This window comes from Comamonas sp. 26, from assembly GCF_002754475.1.
Classification (GTDB): Bacteria; Pseudomonadota; Gammaproteobacteria; order Burkholderiales; family Burkholderiaceae_C; genus Comamonas.
This window is the reverse complement of record NZ_PEFL01000002.1, coordinates 316,691-336,998: the sequence shown is the minus strand read 5'-3', so window position 1 is coordinate 336,998 and position 20,308 is coordinate 316,691. Positions and strand designations below refer to the sequence as shown.

Genomic DNA, 20,308 nt, shown 5'->3' with positions numbered 1-20,308 from the left:
AGGCTCTTTGATCCTCTATCCGGCCGCTGCAAGGAATAACGGATCTGCTTTCGGGCAGTTCCTGTAATGCAGCAATGGCACCAATCCCGGTGCTTGCCAATTCTGGCGCGGACAAGATCCAAGTGGATTTACATCATGAATCTGATCCAGACCCTCGAGCAAGAAGAAATTGCTCGCCTGAACAAGACTATCCCCGAATTCGCTCCTGGTGACACCGTCATCGTGAGCGTGAACGTGGTTGAAGGTGCTCGTAAGCGCGTTCAAGCTTACGAAGGCGTTGTGATTGCTAAGCGTAATCGTGGCCTGAACAGCGGCTTCACAGTGCGCAAGATCTCCAGCGGCGAAGGCGTGGAACGTACGTTCCAGACTTACTCCCCTCTGATCGCTGGCATTGAAGTCAAGCGTCGCGGTGATGTGCGCCGTGCCAAGCTGTACTACCTGCGTGAACGTAGCGGCAAGTCTGCTCGTATCAAGGAAAAGCTGCCTCAGCGCCGCGTTAAGACTGCAGCTGCTGCTCAGTAATACGCGCGTCGGAAGTGATTCCCTAAAAGCCGCTACAGTTCGCTGTAGCGGCTTTTTTTATGGCTGCCATGGTTTTGTTGTTCCTGCTTTTGTTCCTGCTTTTGTTCTTGTTTGGGCTGAATACATGCCTGCTTCTGATCAATCCTCTACTCCTCCCATCGGCACCGTAGATCCCAGTCTGGCGCGATTGCTGGGCATTGACCGTCAGTTGCCCTCGGTTCCCTTGGGTGCGCAGACGCCTCAGGCCCTGCGCAAGCGCTTCGCACAGCCGCCTCAGTGGTTGCCCGAGCACATGCCAGAAAAGCGCTTTACCACTCGTGTGCCTTCTGATGCCGCTGTGCTTGTGCCTATCGTGCTGCGTGAGCAGCCGACGGTGCTGCTGACCGTGCGCTCGGCAAAGCTGTCCACGCATTCCGGGCAGGTGGCTTTTCCGGGTGGCAAACGCGACCCGCAGGATGTATCAGCCGAGGCCACAGCGCTGCGCGAGGCGCATGAAGAGGTGGGACTTGCCCTCAAGAATGTTGAGGTGCTGGGACGTCTGCCTGTCTATGTGACGGGGACGGCATTCAATATCACGCCTGTGGTGGCGCTGGTGCACCCACAGCCCAGTTACTTTCCCAATCCGGGCGAGGTAGCGGATTTGTTTGAAGTCCCTTTGTCCTTCTTGCTCAACCCAGCTCACCACCAGCGCCATGCTATGCAGTGGCAGGGCGTAGATCGAGAGTGGTTCGCCATGCCCTATCAGGATGGAGAGCAGCAGCGCTACATCTGGGGGGCGACGGCAGGTATGCTGCGCAATCTTTACCGTTTTTTGGTGGCTTGAGATCTCAGTTGTAACAAGCTGACAAACAGCCCCGCTATGATGAAGCAATGAGTTTTTTCGCCATCTTGATCGCCTTGCTGCTGGAGCAGGCGCGCCCGCTGGCCCGGTCTAACCTGGTGCAAGGGGGCTATCGCGCCTGGACGGTGACCGTTCGTCGCAACTTTGATGCGGGCAAAGCCCACCACGGCTGGCTGGCCTGGATCATGGCGGTCTTGCTGCCCTGCGCCATCGTGCTCGGACTCTTCTGGGTCTTTCTGCAGCTGATTGGCTGGCCCGCCGCCATGCTCTGGAACGTGGCCGTGCTCTACGTCACGCTGGGCTTTCGCCAGTTCAGCCACCACTTCACGCATATTCGTGATGCGCTGGATGCAGGGGATGAATTTGCCGCCCGTCAGGCACTGGCCGACTGGCAGCAGGTGGATGCCAGCGAAGTCCCGCGCAGCGAAGTGGTGCGCCATGTCATCGAATATTCAGTGCTGGCCGCGCACCGCCATGTGTTTGGCGTGCTGTTCTGGTTCTCGGTTTTTTCGGCGCTGGGACTTGGCCCGCTGGGTGCCATTCTGTACCGTATGGCGGAATATCTGTCGCGTGCCTGGTCACGCAAAGGTGCTGAAGGCTTGCAGGCTCCGACCAGTGAGCGTCTGCAGTCTGCTGCAGCCAAGGCTTGGTATGTGATTGACTGGCTGCCTGCGCGGCTGACCGCTCTTTCCTTTGCCATGGTGGGTAGCTTTGAAGAGGCTATCGACAACTGGCGTGTCTATGCCCAGCGCTTTCAGAATGACAACGATGGCGTAATTTTGGCCGCCACTGCCGGTGCTATCAATGTACGTTTGGGAGGTGAAGCCCTGCGCCGCCGCGATGCGGGTTATGGCGAAGAGGGTGCTGATGCGCAGTGGGAGAGTGGCAGTGACTCCACCCCGGGGCGCGAGCCTGAAATGTCCCATTTGCGCAGCGTGGTGGGGCTGGTTTGGCGCTCTGTGGTGGTTTGGCTGCTGCTGCTGGCTTTGCTGACCTTTGCTCGCCTGCTTGGATAACTCATTAAAAAAGCAGCTATCGCTTATTGATTAAGCGTTAGCTGCTATGGATTTATTGAATGTCTGAGATGACCGCTATCGCAGCGCAGATTCAATATCCCACTTGGCTCAGCTCATCGAACAGTTCGCTGTAAATACGATAGCGGTTATCACTGATGGGTAAATCGTCAGAGCCATTTTTGACCACATCAATCACTCCGCAGCCCGGCTCATGCAAATGGGTGCAGTTGTAGAACTTGCAGTTCTTGGCATGGGCACCAATGTCGGGCATACACGCGGGCAGCTGTGTGGGGGCGATGTGATAGAGGCCAAACTCCTGAAATCCCGGTGAGTCCATGATGGCCGTGGTACGCGCCTCATCCACCCAGTACAAGGTGGTGCTGGTGGTTGTGTGCTTGCCGGTGTTCAGAGCCTGCGAAATTTCTTTGGTAGCAACCTTGGCGTCTGGTAGCAGCAGGTTGATTAAAGTGCTTTTGCCAACGCCCGAAGGGCCGAGGACCAGGGTCGTCTTGCCTTGCAGCAGGCCAATGATGGCGTCGCGGTCTTCATCGTCGGCATCTTCCAGCGACAGGGGTAGCACCATGTAATGGGGCGGGTCTTCCACGGAATCACGCATGCTGCGGTAGGGGGCCAGTCGCTCCCAGGCGCGCAGAAAAGGTTCTTCCAGGTCCATCTTGTTCAGCGCAATGATGGGCGTGATGTGAGCGGCTTCGGCGGCAATCAAGGCACGGGCGAGTTGCACTTCACTGAACACAGGTTCGGCCGCTATCAGAATCAGAAGCTGGTCGAGATTGGCGGCAAAAGTCTTGGTGCGAATGTCATCCTGGCGGTAGAAGACATTGCGGCGCTCGAGTACTTTTTCGATCGTGCCTTCATCACCCTGACCGGGAGGGGGAGCCAGCCACAGCACATGATCTCCCACCACTGCCTGGCTTTTTTTGCCACGCGGGTGGCAGATGCGTCGCTCGCCGTCCGGTGTTTCGACCACGCAGTGGCGGCCATAGCTGGCAACCACCAAGCCTGTCTGAGTGTCAGAGTTTGCTTGGGCGCGGGGGCGCTGTCCTTGTTTTGCCATAGAAATCAGGCCAGCTTCAGCAGTGCTTCGATGCGGCTAGCGCAGTCGATATCGGTTTCAGAGATGCCGCCCACGTCGTGCGTGTTCAGGCTCACCTTGCAGCGGTTGTAGCCCACTTCCAGATCGGGGTGGTGGTCTTGCTGATGGGCAATCAGGGCCAGAGCATTCACAAAGGCCATGGTTTCGTAAAAATTGACAAAGCGGTAGGTCTTGCTGATGGCGGGGCTGGCATCGCTGCCCACCAGTTGCCAGCCTGTAAGGGGGGCCAGCTGTGCGCGCACCTGCTCGGCGCTGAGGGCGCTGCGCTTGAGCAGGGACCAGTCTTTTTGTTGCAGGGTTGAGGTGCTCATGAGAAAACTCGTGTGGAGTTACAAACTGCCGCTGGGAGCCGGCATGCGCGCCAGTCGATCCACTGCGGGAGGGTGTGAATAGTAAAAGCTCACATACCAAGGGTCTGGCGTGAGGGTTGAGGCATTGTCCTCGTAAAGCTTGAGCAGTGCTGAAGCCAGTTGAGCGCCATCGGTTTGCTGCATGGCATAGGCATCGGCTTCAAACTCGTCGCGGCGCGACATGGCGGACATCAGAGGCGTGATGAAGAAGCTGAACACAGGCACGGCCAGCATGAACAGCAGCAGGGCAATGGCATTGTTTTCCGCAGGTACGCCGAGGCGCTTGCTCTCCAGAACCGACACGCCCAGCCCTGAGTAAAACCAAGGCTGCTGGCTGATCCACCCCAGCAGCGCAAAGCCCAGCAGCGACACGCCAAACATCATTACCATGCGCTTGGTGATGTGCTTGTGTTTGAAGTGGCCCAGTTCGTGGGCCAGCACGGCCTCCACCTCGCCGGGGCTCAACTGCTTGAGAAGGGTGTCAAAAAACACCACGCGCTTGGAGTTGCCAAAGCCGGTGAAATAGGCGTTGGCATGGGCCGAGCGGCGGCTGCCATCCATCACAAACAAGCCCTTGGCGGCAAAGCCGCAGCGCTCCATCAACTGAGTGACACGGGCTTTGAGGCTTTCATCGGCCAGAGGCTCGAACTTGTTGAACAGCGGCGCGATAAAACTGGGGAAGATCCACATTAGCAGCAGATTGAAGGCAGTCCATGCGGCCCATGCCCACAGCCACCACAGCGGGCCGGTAGAGCCCATGAGCCACAGGATCAGCGCTGCCAGCGGTAGGCCAATGATTGCGCCGACCAGCGTGGACTTGAGCAGGTCGCCCAGCCACAGGCCCGGTGTCATCTGATTGAAGCCAAAGCGCTGCTCCAGCTTGAAGGTCTGATAGATCGACAGGGGCAGCTCTATGGCGGCAGAAATCAGTGCAAAGCAGGCCAGCAGGGCCAGTTGCTGCCACAGACTGGGGTTGATGAATTCAAGCAGCGAGCGGTTGAGCCAGTCCAGCCCGCCCAGCAACGTCCAGCACAGCAGAACAGCAGCAGACAGGGTGATGTCGATCAGCGAGACCTTGGCCTTGGCCAAGGTGTAGTCGGCGGCTTTCTGGTGCGCAGCCAGACTGATGCGGTGCGCAAAGGCGGCGGGCACTGCCGGGCGGTGCTGGGCCACATGGCGTACCTGGCGGGAGATGAGCCATACACGCAGCAGCCATTGAAGGGCCACTGCGGCTGCAAATAGCAGCGAAAGCGGCAGAGAAAAATCTAGGTTGGAAGCCATGTATTGGCAGTGTAGGCGACAATTTGCGCCATGTCTGAAGCTTCCTGTACGAATTCCTCCAGCGCCGCGCCCGCGGCGGCGACCCCTGTTGTTCTGCCCAAATCCGACCTCAATATGGTGTGGCTGGACTGCGAAATGACGGGGCTGAACCCCGACCACGATCGCATCATCGAAATTGCGGTGGTGGTCAGCAGCTCCGACTTGCAAACGCGTGTTGAAGGCCCTGTTTTTGCGATTCACCAGTCTGATGAACTGCTGAACGGCATGGACGCATGGAACAAGGGTACGCACGGCAAGAGCGGCTTGATCGACAAGGTAAAGGCCTCTGCCATTACCGAAGCCGAAGCCGAAGCTGCGCTGATTGCTTTTTTGAGCAAATACGTGCCCAAGGGCAAGACACCGCTGTGTGGCAACAGCATCGGTCAGGACAGGCGCTTCATGGAACGCTATATGCCCAAGCTCAACAACTTCTTTCACTATCGCAACATCGATGTGAGCACATTGAAAGAATTGGCCAAGCGCTGGAAGCCCACGGCCTATACCTCTTTCAAGAAGGCGCAGCGTCACACCGCCATGGCTGATGTGCATGAATCCATCGACGAGCTGCAGCACTACCGTAAGGAGCTGCTCAGTGCCTGAGTGCAGTTGGCTGCGGATGGGCATGTTCGCAGCAGGGTAGATAGAATTTTGCCACTTGCGGGAAAACCCGGTGTGTGCGACAATACGCTGCTTACCCGATCAATGGGTAATTTTTGCGCATCTCCATCACACACGGGTTCTTACTTGCGTACAACGGCCTGCATACAGCCGATACGCCAAGACATAACACCCATCTGCCCCGTTTTGCGAACGGGCCAGTCAAAGTTTGACGGTGGATGTTGATAACCAACCGTCAAAAGAAGCGAGCAGCACGCTGACTGCGTCGCTTTTTTCGTGAGCTATTAATGACAGAAAACTCCCTAGAGCAGGGCCAAGTGGCCGCTGCCGATATTGCTTTGTCTTCGCCTGAAATCGATTCCCGTCTGGACGCCATGCTGGCCGACATGGACGCAGAAGACGCTGCTGCTGAAGAAATTTCCTCTGAAGAGGTTGCCGCTGAAGAAGTGGCTGAAGAAGTTCCTAACGGCTTCGTAGAACTGGGTCTGGCTCCTGAGCTGGTTCAGGCCGTGGCTGATCTGGGTTACACCCAGCCCACACAAGTGCAGGTCAAGGCCATTCCTCTGGCCATGGGTGAAGGCGCTGATGCCAACGGTTTCATCGACCTGATGGTCTCCAGCCAGACTGGCTCCGGCAAGACTGCTGCCTTCCTGCTGCCCGTGCTGCACACCCTGATTCAACAACGCGCTCAAGCTGAAGTTGAATCCAAGGCTGAGTTCGAGCGTCTGTGCGCTGAAGCTGCAGCCAATGGTGAACCTGCTCCTAAGCGTGCCAAGCGCAAGGACCCTACCAACAACCGCAATTTCAAGGCTGCTACTCCTGGCGCCCTCATTCTGTGCCCCACACGTGAGCTGGCTCAGCAAGTTGCGCATGACGCCATCGAGCTGGTCAAGCACTGCCGCGGCATTCGTGTTGCCAACGTGGTGGGTGGTATTCCTTACCAGCTGCAAATCGCCAAGCTGCAAAACGCTGACCTGGTGGTGGCCACTCCTGGCCGTCTGCTGGATCTGCAGCGCTCTATGCAGATCAAGCTGGACAAGGTTCAGTTCCTGGTGGTTGACGAAGCTGACCGCATGCTGGATCTGGGCTTCTCCGACGATCTGGCTGAAGTCAATGTGATGACTGCCCAGCGCAAGCAAACCATGATGTTCAGCGCTACGTTTGCACCTCGCGTGCAACAGCTGGCCATGCGTGTGATGCACGACAACGGTTCCGGCGTGAAGAAGCTGACGATTGATTCGCCTCAGGAAAAGCACGCCAGCATCAAGCAAGTGCTGTTCTGGGCTGACAACGCTCAGCACAAGCGCAAGATGCTGGACCACTGGCTGCGTGACAGCAGCATCAACCAGGCCATCGTGTTTGCATCCACACAAGTTGAATGTGACGGCCTGGCTACCGACCTGCAGCAAGACGGCTTCTCCGCCGTGGCTCTGCACGGTGCTCTGAGCCAAGGTCTGCGTAACCGCCGCCTGATGGCTCTGCGCAACGGTCAAGTGCAAATTCTGGTGGCAACGGATGTGGCCGCACGCGGTATCGACGTGCCCACCATCACCCACGTCTTCAACTACGGCCTTCCCATGAAGGCTGAAGACTACACCCACCGTATCGGTCGTACCGGTCGCGCTGGTCGCGAAGGTACTGCTGTGACGTTTGCGGAATTCCGTGACCGTCGCCGCGTGTTCGATATCGAAGCCTACACACGTCAGCAATTCAAGGCTGAAGTGATTCCTGGTCTGGAGCCCGTACAGCGCGCCCCCGCAGGCGGCGACCGTGATGGCCGTCGTGGTGGTGGTGGCCGTGGTTTCGGTGGTGGTGCTCGTCGTGATGGCGACGGCTATGGCCGCAAGCCCGGCTTTGGCAGCTTCGGCGGCGGCGCTCGTGGTAACGACCGCGGCGGTGATCGTGGTGGCTTCGGTGGCGATCGCGGTAATGACCGTGGTGGCGATCGTCCAGGCTTTGGCGCACCTCGCGGTGACCGTTTTGCTGATCGCGGCGGTGACCGTGGTGGCGATCGTGGCTTCGGCGGCGGCCGTCCTAGCTTTGGCGGTGACCGTCCTCGTGACGACCAGCGCGGTTTCGGCGGCGGTGATCGTGCTCCTAGCCGTGGTGGCTTCGGCGGCGATCGCGGTGGTGACCGTGGCGGTTTTGCTGGTCGCAGCGAAGGCGGCGAAGCCCGTAAGAGCTTTGGTGGTCCTCGTGATGGCGCCCATGCCGGTGGCGCTCGTGAAGGTGGCTTCCGCGGTGGCGAATCGCGTGGCTTTGGTGGTGGCGGCGATCGTCGTCCAGCCTTTGGCCAAGGTGCAGGTAAGCCTTACCAGCCTCACGGTGACCGTGGTGGCGATCGCGGCTTTGACCGCAAGCCCCGCGCTCCCCGTCGTGACGAGCGTTAATCGCTGATTCAGGCTTTCGCTTGAACCATAAAAAAGCCGGCTCTTGTAGCCGGCTTTTTGTTGTGCGCTTTATCAAAAAGAGGAGCTGCTTGCGTTTGATTAATAGGAATTTCAGCTATGAATGAGCCTGAACTCCTTATGTGTCAGGCGCTGGCAGCTCTTGTTATTTCAAAGCTCTGAAGCTGTGCGGCCAATCTCAGGCCAGTGGCGGTGCAGATACATCCAGGCAATCAGGCCAACCAGCATCATGCAAATCGATCCTATGGCCAGCAGCACGGCTGAGTGCATGACCAGTGGCGCAATCACCCCTGCCACAACGCCGTTGGCGACAGAGCCCACAACCGCCTGCAGGGAAGATGCAAGGCCGCGTCGCTCGGGGTGAACATCCAGCACCAGCAATGTGACCACGGGCACCATCAGTGCCCAGCCGTAGGCGAACAGGCAGATGGGAATCAGCGCCCAGCTCACATGCGCGGGCCAGATCAGATTGGCCGCCAGATTGATGATGGAGGTCGCGAACATGATCAGAAAGCCGTGGCGAATCTGCCGCTTGGGCGCAATGCGCCCGGCAAGCCTTCCGCTGGTCCAGCTGCCGGCCATGATGCCGCCAATGGTGGAGACGAAAAACCAGAAAAACTGAGTCGGCTCCAGTTGCAGGATATCGCCAAGAAAGGCCGGTGCGGACAGCAGGTACAGAAACATGCCGTTGAACGGTATGCCGCTGGCCAGTGCCAGCAGCAGAAAGCGCGGGTCCGTCAGCAGAATTTTGTAGCCCTGCATCAGTGGCTTGAACTCAAAGGGCTGGCGCTTTTTTGCTGGCAGCGATTCGGGTAAAAACTTCACGTTGATGGACCAGAGCAGAATGCCAATCAGTGTCAGAAACCAGAACACGGATTGCCAGCCCAGATGCACAAACAGCCAGCCACCCATCACGGGTGCCAGCGCTGGAGCAATGCCGAAGAAGATGGTGATTTGTGCCATCAGACCTTGGGCCTGAGCGGGTGGAAAAATATCTCGAACAATGGCGCGTGACACCACAATGCCAGCGCCCGTGGACAGGCCCTGCAGAGTGCGAAAGATCACCAGCTGGGTAATGTTCTGGGACAAGGCGCAGCCGGCGGATGCCAGTGTGAACATCACCAGTCCCCAGAGGATGACGGGGCGGCGACCGAAGCTATCGGCCAGTGCGCCATGAAACAGATTCATGAAGGCGAAGCCAAAAAGATAGGCAGACAGTGTCTGCTGCATCTCGATAGGGGTTGCGCCCAAGGCTTTGGCAATGCCCGAGAACGCCGGAATATAGGTGTCAACCGAAAACGGGCCGAGCATGCCGAGGATGGCAAGCAGCATGGCCAGAGTCCAGCGCGGTCCACGCCAGAAGGTGGAGAGATTATTTTGCATAGTGAATCTTGATGGCTTGCACGGTTGTGCGCGGGCTTGGGTGCCAATATGCCTGCATGATGCCTGAGATACCCGCTGCAGCCGTGACAGAACTCACGCTTTGATGTGGGCAGGGAGATAAGAAGTGAGGAAGCGAAAGCGCCAAACAAAAAAGCCAAAGTTCGTGAGAACTTTGGCTTTTGAATATTTGGTGGGCCCTGAGTGATTCGAACACTCGACCAACGGATTAAGAGTCCGCTGCTCTACCAACTGAGCTAAGAGCCCGCCGGAATTAACCGGAGGTTTTGACCTGCCAGAAGCAGATCTAACAAATTTTGGTGGGCCCTGAGTGATTCGAACACTCGACCAACGGATTAAGAGTCCGCTGCTCTACCAACTGAGCTAAGAGCCCGCCGGAATTAACCGGAGGTTTCGACCTGCCAGAAGCAGATCTAATAAATTTTGGTGGGCCCTGAGTGATTCGAACACTCGACCAACGGATTAAGAGTCCGCTGCTCTACCAACTGAGCTAAGAGCCCGCCGGAGTAAATCCGGAGGATCAATCTGATGCGAAACCAGATTGAAGAATATTTGGTGGGCCCTGAGTGATTCGAACACTCGACCAACGGATTAAGAGTCCGCTGCTCTACCAGCTGAGCTAAGAGCCCCACGTCTCGCCTGCGCTGCAAGCAAGACCGCAATTATGCGCTATTTCTGGAGGGGTTGCAGGAAAACCCGTGGTTTTTTTCAATCCAGTGCGTTGCGTCTTTGCAATTCTACGAACAGGCCGGCTTGATCCAGATCACCCAGACCGTTCTTCACGCCTTCGGCATAGAGTTGTTCAAGCAAGCCAGTAATAGGGGCGTCAAAGCCGATTTCATCGGCGGTGGCCGTGGCGTTGCGCATGTCTTTCAGCTGCACCGTCATGCGGCCGCGCGGCGCAAAGTCATGGTTGACCATGCGTTCGCCATGTACCTGAAGGATGCGGCTGTCGGCAAAACCGCCCGAGATCGCTTCACGAACCTTGGCGGGGTCGGCACCGCCGCGTTCGGCCAGCAGCAAGGCTTCGGCCACGGCACCGATGGTGATGCCCACAATCATCTGGTTGGCTAATTTTGCCAGCTGGCCTGTTCCATGCGGGCCCACATGGGTTGCACGGCCTAGCGCAGCAAAGACGGGCAGGGCACGTTCAAAATCTGTAGCATCACCACCAGCCATGATGGCCAGTGTGCCGGCTTCTGCGCCTAGCGTTCCGCCGGAAACGGGGGCGTCAATTTGTTGCACGCCCAAGGCGTTGAGCTTGCTGGCGTGCTCACGGGCTTCACGTGGCTGGATGGAGGCCATGTCGATGAAGAGCGAGCCTTTGGGCATGGCATCTGCCACGCCCAGATTGAACAGCACTTCGCCGACGATGGCGCCGCTCTCCAGCAGGCTCACGGCAAAGTCCACGCCGCGTACGGCGTCTGCGGCGTTGTCGTGAATGGTCACGCCATCAGCGGTCAGTGCTTCGGCCTTGGCGCGGGTGCGGTTCCAGGCGTGGACTTCATGGCCGGCCTGAGCGAGGCGGCGCGCCATGGGCAGGCCCATCATTCCTGTGCCCAGAACGGCGATCTTCAAAGTGCTCATTGCGTTGTTTCCTTGGAGTTTTTTTATGAATGCCAACATGCTAAGCCCTGAGGGCGCTGGCAATGACTGGAGCGAACACAGATCAGTTGTGCGCCCTGGGCGCAGAAACAACAAGGGCAGCCTAAGCTGCCCTTGATGCTTTTTTTGGAGGTTCACCTTCGCGCTGGTGAATTGCGCTTACGCGCTTACATCAGCAGATGCTCGCCAGCGTTGTCGCCGCCGAGAATGACGTAGTTGACCTTGCGGATGTCCATGAGCTTGGTGCCGCCCGAGTAGCTGATGGAGGACTGAGTGTCCTGCTGCATTTCGATCAGCGTATTCATCAGAGGACCCTTGATGGGTTCAAGAATGCGCTTGCCTTCAACGTGCTTGTACTCGCCCTTGTTGAAGTCAGACGCCGAGCCGTAGTATTCCTTGAACAGCTTGCCGTCCACTTCCACGGTTTTGCCTGGCGATTCTTCATGGCCTGCAAACAGCGAGCCAATCATGATCATGGTGGCACCAAAGCGGATGCTCTTGGCAATGTCGCCATGGCTGCGAATGCCGCCGTCGGCAATGATGGGCTTGGTCGCCACGCGGGCGCACCACTTGAGCGCCGACAGCTGCCAGCCGCCCGTGCCAAAGCCGGTCTTGAGCTTGGTGATGCACACCTTGCCGGGGCCCACGCCCACCTTGGTGGCATCGGCACCCCAGTTTTCCAGGTCGATCACGGCTTCGGGTGTGGCCACGTTGCCAGCAATCACAAAGGCCGCGGGGATCTTGGCCTTGATGTACTGGATCATGTTCTTCACGCTCTCGGCATGGCCGTGGGCAATGTCGATGGTGATGTATTCGGGGCAGATGCCGTCTGCGACAAAGCTGTCGACCGTGTCGTAGTCGGGTTGTTTGACGCCCAGAGAGATCGAGGCGAACAGACCCTTGGACTGCATGTCCTTGGTGAAGGCCACGTTGTCAATGTCAAAACGGTGCATCACATAGAAGAAGCCGTTTTGCGCAAGGTAGGCGCAGATCTTCTCGTCCACCACCGTCTTCATGTTGGCGGGCACCACGGGCAGCTTGAAGCTGCGGTTGCCCAGCACCACGCTGGTGTCACATTCCGAACGACTTTCAACGCGGCACATGCGAGGCAGCAGAAGAATGTTGTCGTAGTCGAAGATTTCCATTTTGTTTCCAAGCTCCAGAGAGTTTGCAGCAGGCCCATGGCTTGCTTAAATTTCAAGGATAGGCGCTTGGCTTGGAGACCGGTTTTCCCCCGGCATGCGAAACGCGGGCAAAAAAAACCGGACCACAAGAATCTTGGGCCCGGTGATTGATTTTATATGGAGCTGGCCAAAAGCGTATGTCCACACGATCTTATGATGGTTATATGGAATTTCATATAGACATTATTTAGATGCTCTTAAGGTTTTGAGCCATAGGCGCGCATGAAGGTTTCAACCGCCCGTTCGCTGATCTGGATGATCTCTTCGGGCGTTGGGGCCGGCAGATGCTGAAACACAAAGCGCGGCAGCAACTCGGCTTCGAGCAAGGCCAGCAGCTGGTGCATCATGATTTCGGTATCGGCCGCGCGCAGCAGCTGGCGCTCAATGCCCAGCTGCAAAAAATCCTTGATGGCGGCATTACCCCTGGCTGGCCCCATTTCCCAGCAGCGCTGGCCGATATTGGAGCGCCCGCCTTCTGATACCAGCAGGCGGCGCACAGCCATCACATTGGGCGAATACAGCAGGCCCAGAAAACGCTGACCAAAGTCCCGCAGCGTCTGCGCCGCATCGTCGCCTGGCGTTTGCAGCGCCAGCATGGTGTTCTGAAAGTCGGCTTCGGAGGCCTGAAACATCACCTCCAGAAACAGCGCTTCTTTCGATGGGAAATAGTTGTACAGCGTGGCCTTGGAGCCGCCCAGCCGCGTGCAGATCTCGGACATGGAAGTGCGCTCAAAGCCCAGCTCGCCAAAGGTGGCTGCTGCGACATCAATGATGGCCTGTCGCTTTTCCTCCGTTTTGGTGCGCATGAGGAGAAATGTCCTTGGGTTGATGTGATGTCTTTCAGTGTATCTCTTGCGATTGAAATACTCTAAAACATATACTGTACCGTACAGTTCATTATTAAAGTATTTCAATGACAACACGCATCGCATCTGCGTTGGAGGGCAGCCCGCGCACGCGCCATGGCTGGCTGATCCTTGGCTTGCCCATCTTGCTGGCCGCCTGCGCTCAGGTTCCTGAATGGAATGGAAAGGCAGCGCTGAATCAGCCTGTGCCAGACGCTCTGCAGGCCACGCGCAATGCCCCGCGCATGGACTGGCCCACACAGCAATGGTGGCAGCGCTATGCCGATGCACAGCTTGACCAGCTGATTGGCGAAGCCCTGCAAACTGCACCAGACATGGCCGCTGCAGCAGCCCGCGTGCAACAGGCCAAGGCCGTGCTGGGCGTGCGCGAATCGGCCAGCGCGCCGCAGCTATCGGCCCGCGCATCGGCCAGTGAAGACAAGCTCAGCTACAACCACCTGAGTCCAGATGCTTTTACTCCTCGCGGCATGAATGACTATGGCCGCGCCACGCTGGATTTGAGCTGGTCGCTGGATTTGTGGGGCAAGCAACGTGCAGCAGTTGCCGCCGCTGCTGGTGAGCTGGCCGCCCGCGAGGCCGATGCCGCGCAGGCGCGCCTGCTGTTGTCCAGCAACGTGGCCAGTGCCTATGCGCAGTTGCTGCGCCTGGCTGCGAATGAGCAGACGCTGGAGCAGTCTGTCAAAGTGCGTCAGGCCACGGCAAACCTGTTTGCCGAACGCTATGCCAATGGCCTGGAAAACAAGGGCAGCGTACACAGTGCGAATGCAAGGCTGGCAGCCGCCCGCGCTGAACTGTCGCAAATGCAGGAGCAGGTGGCTTTGCAGCGCAACAGCATTGCTGCGTTGATGGGCGCTGCGCCTGACCGCGGCGCACATATTCAGATTGACGCTAAACGCCTGCAATCACTATGGCGGCAGCACTGGGCCTTGCCAGAGCAACTGTCCGCCAACCTGCTGGGTCGCAGGCCCGATGTGGTGGCAGCAAGGCTGCAGGCGCAGGCGCTGGAATCGCGCGTAGCTGCGCAGCAGGCCGAGTTTTACCCCGATGTGAACTTGAGCGCCTTTATCGGCGTGCAGTCGCTGGGGCTGGACATGCTGGCCAAGAGCGGCTCCAGCATTGCCAGCATTGGCCCTGCCATCAGCCTGCCCATCTTCAACGGCGGTCGTCTGCGCTCTGAGCTGGGCGCGGCCCGTGCCCGTTATGACGAAGCCACAGCGCAGTACCGCAGCACGCTCAACCGCGCCTTGCAGGAAGTGGCAGACAACGCCACCAGCCAACGCGCATTGCAGCAGCAGTTGACGGCCATGCAACAGGCCGTAGAGGCAGCGACTGAAGCGCACCGCGTGGCCCGAAACCGCTATGAAGGTGGGCTGGCGCGCTACCTCGATGTTCTGTCTGCCGAAGACCAGTTGCTAGCCAGCGTACGCCAGCTGGTCGATGTGCAGTCGCGCGCATTGGCGCTGGACATTGGCCTGCACCGCGCACTGGGCGGGGGCTGGAGCGAAGACGCCAGCGTGCAAAAGACGGCTGAGCAGCCCCAGGCCTGATCGATTTCTAGAACTGAATAATTCCAAGGTTTCGTATGACTGAAAACGCTACTTCCGTGAGCGCCAATCCTGCTGCCCGCATGCAGCGCCGTAACAAGCTGCTGGGTGGACTGGCCGGTGTGGTCATCGTGGCGGGTATTGCTGCAGGTGCCTACTGGTGGCTGCACTCCTCCCACTTTGTCTCTACCGACAACGCCTACGCGGCGGCTGAGGTGGCGTTGGTCACTCCATCGGTGGGCGGCACGGTGCTTGAGGTGCTTGTCAAAGATACGCAAGCGGTGAAAAAAGGCGATGTGCTGGTGCGCATCGATCCCACGGACGCCAGGCTGGCACTGGCCCAGGCCGAGGCCGAGCTGGCCCGCGCCACGCGCCGCGTCAAGGGCTATGTGGCCAATGATGGCGGGCTGAAAGCGCAGGTCACGGCACGCGAGGCGGATGAAAAGCGCGCCGCGGCCCAGTTGCTGGCCGCGCAGGCGGATATGGAGCGCGCCACCATTGACTTGAAGCGCCGTGAAGCGCTGGCCAAGAGTGGCTCGGTCTCTGGTGAGGAGTTGACGCAGGCGCAGAACGCTTTTGCCGCCGCCAAGGCACAGCAGGCATCGGCGGTGGCAGCGCAGGCGCAGGCCAGGGCCAACCGCGAAGCCGCCATTGGCGCCAAGCAGGTCAACGCCACGCTGATTGAAGGCGCTGATGGCGAGAGCAATCCCGAAGTGCTGCTGGCGCTGGCCCGTCGTGATCAGGCTCAGGTTGATCTGGATCGCACCACGGTGCTTGCTCCCGTCGATGGCGTGGTTGCCAAACGCAGTGTGCAGATTGGCCAACGCGTGCAGGCCGGTGCCGCGCTGATGGCTGTGGTGCCTGTGCAGCAAATTTATGTAGATGCCAACTTTAAGGAAGGCCAGCTGGGCAAGGTGCGCGTGGGCCAGCAGGTAGAGCTGCAGGCGGATTTGTACAGCAGCGATGTGAAGTACAAGGGCACGATTGTTGGCTTCAGCGGCGGCTCTGGCGCGGCATTTGCGGCCATTCCCGCGCAGAACGCCACAGGCAACTGGATCAAGGTGGTGCAGCGCCTGCCGGTGCGTATTCAGCTGGAGCCGGCTGAGCTGGAAAAGAACCCGCTGCGCGTAGGCCTGTCCATGCATGTGACGGTGGATACACGCACCGGTCCTGCAGATGCCGCTGGCGTGGCGGCCGCACAGTGAGCTTGTTGTTATGAGCGATCACAACGCAAGTTCTGTGCACCCCAGCCCTTTGCCAGCAGCAGGGGCTGATGCACCTGCCGTACCCATGGCACCCGGTATGGTGCCGCTGACAGGCGGAACGCTCTGGCTGGCCGCGCTGGTACTGGCGGCGGCCAACTTCATGGCCGTGCTGGACATGACGGTGGCCAATGTTTCCGTGCCCAGCATTGCGGGCAATCTGGGCGCGACCACCAGCCAGGGCACCTGGGTCATCACCAGCTACGCGGTGGCCGAGGCCATCACCGTGCCATTGACCGGCTGGCTGGCCTCGCGCTTTGGCGCGGTGCGCGTGTTTGCCACTTCCATGGCGCTGTTTGGTCTGGCATCGCTGCTGTGCGGCATGGCCAATTCGCTGGGCATGCTGGTGTTTGCGCGCATTTTGCAAGGTCTGGCCGGTGGTCCGCTGATGCCGCTGTCTCAGTCGTTGCTGCTGCGCATCTTCCCGCCGCGCATGGCTCCGGGGGCCATTGGTCTGTGGTCCATGACCACGCTGATTGCGCCCGTGCTCGGCCCCATCGTGGGCGGCTGGATTTGCGATGAATACACCTGGCACTGGATCTTTCTGATCAACATCCCGGTGGCGCTGGTCTGTGCCTTCGGTGTATGGCATCTGGTGCGGCGTTATGAGCAGCCACTGCTCAAGAACCCGATTGACACCGTGGGCCTGATTTTGCTCATCGTCTGGGTGGGTTCGCTGCAGCTCATGCTGGATGAGGGCAAGAACCTGGACTGGTTTGCCTCGCCCATGATCGTGGCGCTGGCCGTGGTTGCTGTGGTGGGCTTTGCTGCCTTCATGATCTGGGAGCTGCATGCCGAGCACCCGATTGTGGATTTGCGGGTGTTCAGGCACAGAGGCTTTTCCATGGCGGTGCTCACCATCAGTCTGGCGTTTGCGGCCTTCTTTGCCGTCAACGTGCTCACGCCGCTGTGGCTGCAAAGCTTTATGGGCTACACCGCCACGCTGGCGGGCATGGTGACGGCCTGGACGGGTCTGTTTGCGCTGTTTGTTGCACCGGCTGCCGCAGGGCTTTCCGCCAAAATGGACCCGCGCAAACTGATCTTTGGCGGTGTGTTCTGGATGGGTGTCATCACCTGCTGGCGCGCGTTTGCGACCACCGATATGGGCTACTGGGACATTGCCCTGCCGCTGATGTTCATGGGCTTTGGCCTGCCGTTCTTCTTCATCCCGACCACCGGGCTGGCGCTGGCCAGCGTGGAGCCGCATGAGATGGACAACGCAGCCGGGCTGATGAACTTTCTGCGCACCTTGTCGGGGGCTGCGGCAGTGTCTGTGGTCAACACCGCATGGGAGAACGGCACCACGCGCAATCACGCCGAGCTGGTGGGTTTGAGCGACAGCAGCGGCGAGGTACTGCAAGGTCTGCAGCAATCGGGAATGAGCCCGGATGCATCGCTCTCGGCCTTCGACCACCTCATCACCAGCCAGAGCGTGATGCTGGCCACCAACCAGATCATGTTCATCATTGCTGGCGGTTTTATTCTGGCGGCCTGCGCGATCTGGCTGGCACCCAAGCCGACACGCGTCGTCGAGCCGGGAGCCGGTGGTCACTAAATGCGTTTAAGAGCTTCTTGAATTAATAGCTGCTTGCGCTTGATTGGCATAGGTTTCAGGTTTGAAAAGGCTTGAAATCCATGCAATTCATCCGCAAGCAGCTTTTCTTTTCATAGCGTAATGGAGCAGCAAATCGCAGGGAGTCGCCAGCATTTCTACAATGGCAAGCTATGTTCCCGATCGACCTGCTTGACTTCGCGCCCGAAGGCGCAAACCCCGCATCCAACTCGCCCCTGCTGGCGGGCCTCAACGATGAGCAACTGGCGGCTGTAACGCTGCCTGCGGGCCATGCGCTGATCTTGGCGGGCGCTGGCTCGGGCAAGACCCGCGTGCTCACCACGCGTATCGCCTGGCTGCTGCAGACCGGGCAGGCCACGCCAGGCTCCATTCTGGCCGTGACCTTTACCAACAAGGCCGCCAAAGAGATGCTGGCGCGTCTGTCCGTCATGCTGCCCTACAACGTGCGCGGCATGTGGATTGGCACCTTCCACGGCCTGTGCAACCGCATGCTGCGCGCCCACTATCAGGCCGCCAAGCTGCCGCAGGCGTTTCAGATTCTGGATACGCAAGACCAGCTCTCGGCCATCAAGCGGCTGTGCAAGCAGTTCAATGTGGACGACGAGCGCTTTCCGCCCAAGCAGCTGATGTACTTCATCGCGGGTTGCAAGGAAGAAGGCATGCGCCCCGCCGATGTGGTGGCCACCGACCCCGATACGCGCAAAAAGGTAGAGCTGTACCAGCTCTACGAAGAGCAATGCCAGCGCGAAGGCGTGGTGGATTTTGGCGAGCTGATGCTGCGCAGCTTTGAGCTGCTGCGTGACGATGTGCATCTGCGCCAGCATTACCAGCGCCGCTTTCAGCACATGCTGGTCGACGAATTTCAGGACACCAACAAGCTGCAATACCAGTGGCTCAAGCAACTGGCGGGCGAGGCCGATGGCGAGCGCTATGTCTCGCAATCCAGCGTGATTGCCGTGGGCGATGACGACCAGAGCATCTACGCCTTTCGCGGTGCGCGCGTGGGCAATATGGCTGACTTCATTCGCGAGTTTGATGTCAAAAACCAGATCAAGCTGGAGCAGAACTACCGCAGCTACAGCAATATTCTGGACTGCGCCAATGCCCTTATCAGCAACAACAGCAACCGTTTGGGCAAGAACCTGCGCACCACGCAAGGGCCGGGCGAGCCGGTGCGCATTTACGAATCCCCCAGCGATCTGGCCGAGGCCGCGTGGATGGTCGACGAGATCAAGCAGCTGGTCAAAAACGACGGCTTCAAGCGCCAGGAAATTGCCGTGCTCTACCGCAGCAATGCGCAAAGCCGGGTGATTGAATCGGCGCTGTTCAACGCCTCCATTCCCTATCGTGTGTACGGCGGCCTGCGCTTTTTTGAGCGCGCGGAAATCAAGCATGCGCTGGCTTATCTGCGCCTGCTGGAGAACCCGCACGACGAAACCAGCTTCTTGCGCGTGGTGAATTTTCCCGCACGCGGCATTGGTGCGCGCACGATTGAGGTGCTGCAGGACACGGCACGCAGCAGCGGTTGCTCTTTGAATGATGCTGTGACGGCGGTAGGGGGCTCAGCCGGTACCAAGCTGCAGGGCTTTGTGGCCAAGCTTGATGTGCTGCGCGAGCAGATGCAGGGCAAGACGCTGCGCGAAATCATCGAAACGGTGCAAGAGCAAAGTGGCCTGATCGAGCATTACCGCAATGAAAAAGAAGGTGCCGACCGCATCGAAAACTTGCAGGAACTGGTGACCGCTGCCGAGAGCTTTGTGACGCAAGAAGGCTTTGGCCGCGACGCGGTGGCGTTGCCGGTGGATGAGCATGGCAATGCCGCTCAAGCTTTGTCGCAGTCACCTGCCAGTCAAGGGCTTGACCCGAATGCACCGCTGCTGGATGAAGCCTTGAAGGCACCTGCTGGCACGGCGGCGTCCATGGTCAATGCCGACACGGGCGAAACTCTGTCGCCGCTGCAGGCCTTTCTCGTCCACGCAGCATTGGAAGCGGGTGACAACCAGGCGCAGGCCGGGCAAGACGCGGTGCAGCTGATGACCGTGCACGCATCCAAGGGGCTGGAGTTTGATGCCGTGTTTATCGGCGGTGTGGAGGAAGGCCTGTTCCCCCACGAGAATGCCATGATGGACCGCGGCGGTATCGAAGAAGAGCGCCGCCTGGCTTATGTGGCCATCACCCGCGCCCGCAAGCGCCTTTACCTGAGCCATTCGCAGACGCGCATGCTCCACGGGCAGACGCGCTACAACACCAAGAGCCGTTTCTTTGACGAATTGCCTGAAGAGGCGCTGAAGTGGATCACGCCCAAGCAAGGCGGCTTTGGCAGTTTTGCTCCTAATTCGGGTGCTGGTGGCGCTTATGGATCAAAGGCTGGAGGCCCGTTTGGCTCCAACTGGGGCAGCAAGCAGACGGAAGTTTTCGCCAGCCCGCCCGTACCCAAGCAAAAGGTCGAGCCATCGCATGGCATCAAGGCGGGCATTGCGGTGTTCCACAACAAGTTCGGCGAGGGCAAGGTGCTGGCCGTCGAGGGCCAGGGCGACGATGCGCGTGCCCAGGTCAGCTTTGGCCGTCACGGCACCAAGTGGCTGGCGCTGTCGATTGCCAAGCTGACGATTGTGGATTGAGCTTCTGAAGTCTTCAGGCATGAAAAAAGCCGCCGCCTTTTTGCAAGGCTGCGGCTTTTTGTT

General features: G+C 59.0%; 16 protein-coding genes and 4 tRNA genes. 9 read left to right on the top strand and 11 right to left on the bottom strand.

Annotation, left to right across the window (positions count from 1 at the left end; genetic code table 11):
- Positions 1-135 precede the first annotated feature (135 nt).
- The 3 genes from rplS to CLU84_RS16070 all read left to right on the top strand — a co-directional run bounded on the left by rplS (position 136) and on the right by CLU84_RS16070 (position 2,379).
- A complete protein-coding gene (rplS, locus tag CLU84_RS16080) occupies positions 136-522 on the top strand; it encodes a 50S ribosomal protein L19 (RefSeq protein ID WP_099738331.1) in 387 nt (128 codons plus the stop codon).
- Positions 523-646: 124 nt separating this feature from the next.
- Positions 647-1,345 (top strand): CoA pyrophosphatase, encoded by a 699-nt coding sequence (locus CLU84_RS16075; protein ID WP_099738329.1) that lies wholly within the window; start codon positions 647-649, stop codon positions 1,343-1,345.
- Between the two features lie 47 nt (positions 1,346-1,392).
- Complete coding sequence (locus tag CLU84_RS16070; protein WP_099738327.1) at positions 1,393-2,379, top strand: CobD/CbiB family protein; 987 nt, start codon at positions 1,393-1,395, stop codon at positions 2,377-2,379.
- A 91-nt stretch (positions 2,380-2,470) separates the two neighbouring features.
- On the opposite strand, the gene rsgA is transcribed toward CLU84_RS16070, so the two are convergent.
- Genes rsgA through CLU84_RS16055 form a run of 3 tightly spaced genes read right to left on the bottom strand, consistent with a single transcriptional unit; the run spans position 2,471 to position 5,124 of the window.
- On the bottom strand, positions 2,471-3,454 hold the full coding sequence (rsgA, locus tag CLU84_RS16065; RefSeq protein ID WP_099738325.1) for a ribosome small subunit-dependent GTPase A: 984 nt from the start codon (positions 3,452-3,454) through the stop codon (positions 2,471-2,473).
- Positions 3,455-3,459: 5 nt separating this feature from the next.
- Positions 3,460-3,804 carry a 4a-hydroxytetrahydrobiopterin dehydratase gene (locus CLU84_RS16060; protein WP_099738323.1) on the bottom strand — a complete coding sequence of 115 codons (345 nt, stop codon included), beginning with the start codon at positions 3,802-3,804 and terminating at the stop codon, positions 3,460-3,462.
- Between the two features lie 18 nt (positions 3,805-3,822).
- Positions 3,823-5,124, bottom strand: a complete 1,302-nt coding sequence (locus CLU84_RS16055; protein WP_099738321.1) for a M48 family metallopeptidase — start codon at positions 5,122-5,124, stop codon at positions 3,823-3,825.
- A gap of 30 nt (positions 5,125-5,154) precedes the next feature.
- Here CLU84_RS16055 and orn point away from each other — a divergent pair, with 30 nt between their 5' ends.
- Positions 5,155-5,763: an oligoribonuclease gene (gene orn / locus CLU84_RS16050; protein WP_099738319.1), complete on the top strand. Its 609-nt coding sequence runs from the start codon at positions 5,155-5,157 to the stop codon at positions 5,761-5,763.
- Positions 5,764-6,068: 305 nt separating this feature from the next.
- Positions 6,069-8,171 carry a DEAD/DEAH box helicase gene (locus tag CLU84_RS16045; RefSeq protein ID WP_099738317.1) on the top strand — a complete coding sequence of 701 codons (2,103 nt, stop codon included), beginning with the start codon at positions 6,069-6,071 and terminating at the stop codon, positions 8,169-8,171.
- Positions 8,172-8,339: 168 nt separating this feature from the next.
- On the opposite strand, the gene CLU84_RS16040 is transcribed toward CLU84_RS16045, so the two are convergent.
- The 8 genes from CLU84_RS16040 to CLU84_RS16005 form a co-directional block, all read right to left on the bottom strand.
- A complete protein-coding gene (locus CLU84_RS16040) occupies positions 8,340-9,572 on the bottom strand; it encodes a multidrug effflux MFS transporter (protein WP_099738316.1) in 1,233 nt (410 codons plus the stop codon).
- Between the two features lie 188 nt (positions 9,573-9,760).
- Positions 9,761-9,836: transfer RNA gene (locus CLU84_RS16035), tRNA-Lys, on the bottom strand.
- 51 nt (positions 9,837-9,887) lie between these two features.
- Positions 9,888-9,963 (bottom strand) — tRNA-Lys (locus CLU84_RS16030).
- A 51-nt stretch (positions 9,964-10,014) separates the two neighbouring features.
- Positions 10,015-10,090 (bottom strand) — tRNA-Lys (locus CLU84_RS16025).
- 53 nt (positions 10,091-10,143) lie between these two features.
- Positions 10,144-10,219 (bottom strand) — tRNA-Lys (locus tag CLU84_RS16020).
- Positions 10,220-10,298: 79 nt separating this feature from the next.
- Complete coding sequence (locus CLU84_RS16015; protein ID WP_099738314.1) at positions 10,299-11,177, bottom strand: NAD(P)-dependent oxidoreductase; 879 nt, start codon at positions 11,175-11,177, stop codon at positions 10,299-10,301.
- A 185-nt stretch (positions 11,178-11,362) separates the two neighbouring features.
- On the bottom strand, positions 11,363-12,340 hold the full coding sequence (locus CLU84_RS16010) for a GMP reductase (protein ID WP_099738312.1): 978 nt from the start codon (positions 12,338-12,340) through the stop codon (positions 11,363-11,365).
- Between the two features lie 236 nt (positions 12,341-12,576).
- Entirely contained in the window at positions 12,577-13,185 is a 609-nt protein-coding gene (locus tag CLU84_RS16005; protein WP_099738311.1) for a TetR/AcrR family transcriptional regulator, read from the bottom strand.
- Positions 13,186-13,292: 107 nt separating this feature from the next.
- Between CLU84_RS16005 and CLU84_RS16000 the strand changes: the two genes are divergently transcribed.
- The 4 genes from CLU84_RS16000 to CLU84_RS15985 all read left to right on the top strand — a co-directional run bounded on the left by CLU84_RS16000 (position 13,293) and on the right by CLU84_RS15985 (position 20,245).
- A complete protein-coding gene (locus tag CLU84_RS16000) occupies positions 13,293-14,792 on the top strand; it encodes an efflux transporter outer membrane subunit (RefSeq protein WP_099738309.1) in 1,500 nt (499 codons plus the stop codon).
- Between the two features lie 35 nt (positions 14,793-14,827).
- Positions 14,828-15,994: an HlyD family secretion protein gene (locus tag CLU84_RS15995; protein WP_099738307.1), complete on the top strand. Its 1,167-nt coding sequence runs from the start codon at positions 14,828-14,830 to the stop codon at positions 15,992-15,994.
- 10 nt (positions 15,995-16,004) lie between these two features.
- Positions 16,005-17,606, top strand: a complete 1,602-nt coding sequence (locus CLU84_RS15990; protein ID WP_099739072.1) for a DHA2 family efflux MFS transporter permease subunit — start codon at positions 16,005-16,007, stop codon at positions 17,604-17,606.
- A 170-nt stretch (positions 17,607-17,776) separates the two neighbouring features.
- Positions 17,777-20,245: a UvrD-helicase domain-containing protein gene (locus tag CLU84_RS15985; protein ID WP_099738305.1), complete on the top strand. Its 2,469-nt coding sequence runs from the start codon at positions 17,777-17,779 to the stop codon at positions 20,243-20,245.
- Positions 20,246-20,308: the final 63 nt, after the last annotated feature.

What these genes read in the sequence shown, in the direction of transcription:
- rplS (WP_099738331.1), top strand. Translation starts at nt 136, where the DNA reads ATGAATCTGATCCAGACCCTCGAGCAAGAAGAAATTGCTCGCCTGAAC.
- CLU84_RS16075 (WP_099738329.1), top strand. Translation starts at nt 647, where the DNA reads ATGCCTGCTTCTGATCAATCCTCTACTCCTCCCATCGGCACCGTAGAT.
- CLU84_RS16070 (WP_099738327.1), top strand. Translation starts at nt 1,393, where the DNA reads ATGAGTTTTTTCGCCATCTTGATCGCCTTGCTGCTGGAGCAGGCGCGC.
- rsgA (WP_099738325.1), bottom strand. Translation starts at nt 3,454, where the DNA reads ATGGCAAAACAAGGACAGCGCCCCCGCGCCCAAGCAAACTCTGACACT.
- CLU84_RS16060 (WP_099738323.1), bottom strand. Translation starts at nt 3,804, where the DNA reads ATGAGCACCTCAACCCTGCAACAAAAAGACTGGTCCCTGCTCAAGCGC.
- CLU84_RS16055 (WP_099738321.1), bottom strand. Translation starts at nt 5,124, where the DNA reads ATGGCTTCCAACCTAGATTTTTCTCTGCCGCTTTCGCTGCTATTTGCA.
- orn (WP_099738319.1), top strand. Translation starts at nt 5,155, where the DNA reads ATGTCTGAAGCTTCCTGTACGAATTCCTCCAGCGCCGCGCCCGCGGCG.
- CLU84_RS16045 (WP_099738317.1), top strand. Translation starts at nt 6,069, where the DNA reads ATGACAGAAAACTCCCTAGAGCAGGGCCAAGTGGCCGCTGCCGATATT.
- CLU84_RS16040 (WP_099738316.1), bottom strand. Translation starts at nt 9,572, where the DNA reads ATGCAAAATAATCTCTCCACCTTCTGGCGTGGACCGCGCTGGACTCTG.
- CLU84_RS16015 (WP_099738314.1), bottom strand. Translation starts at nt 11,177, where the DNA reads ATGAGCACTTTGAAGATCGCCGTTCTGGGCACAGGAATGATGGGCCTG.
- CLU84_RS16010 (WP_099738312.1), bottom strand. Translation starts at nt 12,340, where the DNA reads ATGGAAATCTTCGACTACGACAACATTCTTCTGCTGCCTCGCATGTGC.
- CLU84_RS16005 (WP_099738311.1), bottom strand. Translation starts at nt 13,185, where the DNA reads ATGCGCACCAAAACGGAGGAAAAGCGACAGGCCATCATTGATGTCGCA.
- CLU84_RS16000 (WP_099738309.1), top strand. Translation starts at nt 13,293, where the DNA reads ATGACAACACGCATCGCATCTGCGTTGGAGGGCAGCCCGCGCACGCGC.
- CLU84_RS15995 (WP_099738307.1), top strand. Translation starts at nt 14,828, where the DNA reads ATGACTGAAAACGCTACTTCCGTGAGCGCCAATCCTGCTGCCCGCATG.
- CLU84_RS15990 (WP_099739072.1), top strand. Translation starts at nt 16,005, where the DNA reads ATGAGCGATCACAACGCAAGTTCTGTGCACCCCAGCCCTTTGCCAGCA.
- CLU84_RS15985 (WP_099738305.1), top strand. Translation starts at nt 17,777, where the DNA reads ATGTTCCCGATCGACCTGCTTGACTTCGCGCCCGAAGGCGCAAACCCC.